Genomic DNA, 2,645 nt, shown 5'->3' on the forward strand with positions numbered 1-2,645 from the left:
GCCCCGGCACCCGCGCGCCGCGGTGAGCCCGATCAGAGGTTCGCGTCGGCGTAGGCGGTCAGGGCATCGCGGACGAAGCGCGCGCCGGCGGTGCCGCCGTAATTCGCGGCGAACCGCTCGTCGACGACGTACAGTTCGCCGAGGCCGCGCACGTAGCCGGCGATGTCTCCGCCGGGCGCGGCTGCGGGCGTTCCCGGGATTCCCCGCAGCCACGCGACGTGCCGTTCGGCGAGCTGTTGCGCCGTGGGGCTGTCCGCAGAGATCCCGGATGCCGCGGCATCCTGCCACGCCGCGTTCAGCGCCGCGGCCTGGGCCTTCCAGTCGCCGCGCGCGGCGGCATCCATCCCCCGCCACCACCGGTCGGAGTCGGCGTACGCCTGCTCTCCCCATCGCTCGATGACCTCGCCCTTGTGCCGCGTGTGATCGAACCCGTCGAACATGTCGTGCGCCATGGGCTCCTCTCCTTTCTCCAGTGTCGTGATGGTCGCCTCGACGGACGCGATCTGCCGCGTCAGCCTCTGCTGCTCGTCGCGCAGCCACGCCAGATGCCCGGCGAGCGCGTGCTCGGCCTCCGTCGGCCGGTCGAGGATCTCCGCGATCTGCGTCAGCGAGAGCCCGAGCTCGCGCAACAGCAGAATCCGCTGCAGCCGCACGAGCGCGGTGCTGTCGTAGTAGCGGTAGCCGTTGGACGCCACGCGCGACGGCGCGAACAGCCCGATATCGCCGTAGTGGCGCAGCGTGCGGCTCGTCGTGCCCGCCAGCTTCGCGACCTGCTGGATCGACCATTCCGTCATGGCGACCACGGTAGAGGTTGACGCCGCGTCAAGGTCAAGTGCGGGTCAAGCCCAAGACGACGCCCCCCTCGACAGATCGAGATATATCGTGTTACGCTCGATCCAACGCGATATATCTCGATACGCGAAGAGCACGCGACAGAAGATCGCGCGACAAAGGAGAAGACCCCATGACACTCGAGAAGTGGCTGATCAAGCCGGGCGAGACCCGGGTGATCGACCTCGAAGACATCCGCAAGCTGAAGGTCGGCCTCGTCGGCGGCCAGATCGACGTCGTCGCCCACGACGAACCCGGCGTGCGCATCGAGGTGCACGCCGTCACCATCAAGGATCTGCGCATCGAGGCATCCGGCGATGTCGTGGAGATCGACCACCCGCAGCTGCGCTGGGACAACTTCCTCGAGGTGTTCCGCAACTTCGGCACCTCGGGCCCGAAGGCCGAGATCAGCGTCGCGGTCCCCCGCGCCATCGCCCTGACGCTCGGCGTCGTGAGCGCGAGCGCCCTCGTGTCGGGTCTGGAGACCAACGCGCGCCTGAACACCGTGTCGGGCGACATCATCGTCGACGGTCTCGTGGGCGACACGTCCGTCAACGCGGTCTCGGGCGACGTGCAGATCCGCGGGCTCGACGGCACGCTCAGCGCCAACTCCGTCTCGGGCGAGGTCGCGGCCACCGGCAGCATCCGCAAGGCCATGATCGACACGGTCTCCGGCAACATGCTCGTGGACTCGACGGGCCGAGTGGATGCCGTGAACCTCAACACCGTCTCGGGAGACTCCACCGTCCGCCTCGACGAGGGCCTCGCGGCCAACTTCGTGCTGCGCAGCGTCAGCGGTCGGCTCATGGTCGACGGCGTCAAGCGCTCGACCTCGGGCCCGTCGAACTACGTCGACTCGGTCGGCGAGCTCAGCGGCAGCTTCGTCGACGTGCGCGCGAACTCGGTCTCGGGAGACGTCACCGTCCTGCGCCGTTCGGTGTCGCAGGACGCGGATGCCGCGGCATCCGTCACCGACGCACCCTCACAGCCGTCCGTTACGACGGAGCCGACGTTCCCCGAGGAGGTCTGACGATGGCACCCGTGTTCTCTCACGGCGACCTACGGCTGTACCTGCTGAACCTGCTCGACGAGTCACCGCGCCACGGGTACGACCTGATGCAGGCGCTGTCGGACCGCACCGGCGGGACGTACACGCCGAGCGCCGGGACGATCTATCCGCGGCTGGCGAAGCTCGAGGAGGAAGGCCTGGTCACCAAGGTGGTCGACGGCCGCAAGACGGTCTACGAGATCACCGAGGCCGGCCGCGCCGAGGTCGCCGCGCGCGCCGGTGAGCTGGAGGGGATCGAGGCGGGGCTGGCCGACAGCGTCCGGCTCATCGCCGAGGAGGTGCGGGGCAGCGTCCGGGAGGCGATGAAGAGCCTGCGCGCCGACCTCGCCGCATCAGCGCAGGCGGAGCGGAACTCGACCAAGGAGCACGCCGCTGCGGGTTCGACGGCGGGTTCGGGGTCAGCCGGTTCGGGGTCAGCCGGTTCGGCGTCGGACGATTTCCGCGTCCTGGCACGCGAGCAGTTGCGGCGGGCGGAGTCGATCGTGGGCGAGTTCCGGGCGAACGTGCGCGCCGACCTGCGGTCGCACGTCGCCCACGGCGGCGAGCTCGCGGCATCCGTCGTCGACGACCTGTCCCACGCGCTCGACGACGCCTCCCGCGCGCTGACGCACGCGTTGCGCCGCTGACCGTGACCGCTTCCGCGTTTCGACTCGCTTCGCTCGCGGGGTGCGCGGCGGTGATGCCCCCGCGCACCAACAACCTCGGCGAGCCGCTACGTTCCGACCGAGCCGCTACGAAACGACGC

Annotated in this window: 3 protein-coding genes; 2 read left to right on the forward strand and 1 reads right to left on the reverse strand. The window is 69.7% G+C overall.

The genetic code is table 11. From position 1 onward, the window contains the following. Positions 1-32: 32 nt before the first annotated feature. Complete coding sequence (locus tag WBP48_RS05010; RefSeq protein WP_424436982.1) at positions 33-794, reverse strand: MerR family transcriptional regulator; 762 nt, start codon at positions 792-794, stop codon at positions 33-35. Between the two features lie 170 nt (positions 795-964). On the opposite strand from WBP48_RS05010, the gene WBP48_RS05015 reads away from it, so the two are divergent. Together WBP48_RS05015 and WBP48_RS05020 are read left to right on the forward strand one after the other, a co-directional pair. Then, entirely contained in the window at positions 965-1,861 is an 897-nt protein-coding gene (locus tag WBP48_RS05015) for a DUF4097 family beta strand repeat-containing protein (protein ID WP_424436985.1), read from the forward strand. A 2-nt stretch (positions 1,862-1,863) separates the two neighbouring features. Next, on the forward strand, positions 1,864-2,526 hold the full coding sequence (locus WBP48_RS05020; protein WP_424436988.1) for a PadR family transcriptional regulator: 663 nt from the start codon (positions 1,864-1,866) through the stop codon (positions 2,524-2,526). The last annotated feature ends 119 nt before the right edge of the window (positions 2,527-2,645 follow it).

It is taken from the genome of Microbacterium sp. (genome assembly GCF_049661145.1).
Classification (GTDB): Bacteria; Actinomycetota; Actinomycetes; order Actinomycetales; family Microbacteriaceae; genus Microbacterium.

What these genes read in the sequence shown, in the direction of transcription:
- WBP48_RS05010 (WP_424436982.1), bottom strand. Translation starts at nt 794, where the DNA reads ATGACGGAATGGTCGATCCAGCAGGTCGCGAAGCTGGCGGGCACGACG.
- WBP48_RS05015 (WP_424436985.1), top strand. Translation starts at nt 965, where the DNA reads ATGACACTCGAGAAGTGGCTGATCAAGCCGGGCGAGACCCGGGTGATC.
- WBP48_RS05020 (WP_424436988.1), top strand. Translation starts at nt 1,864, where the DNA reads ATGGCACCCGTGTTCTCTCACGGCGACCTACGGCTGTACCTGCTGAAC.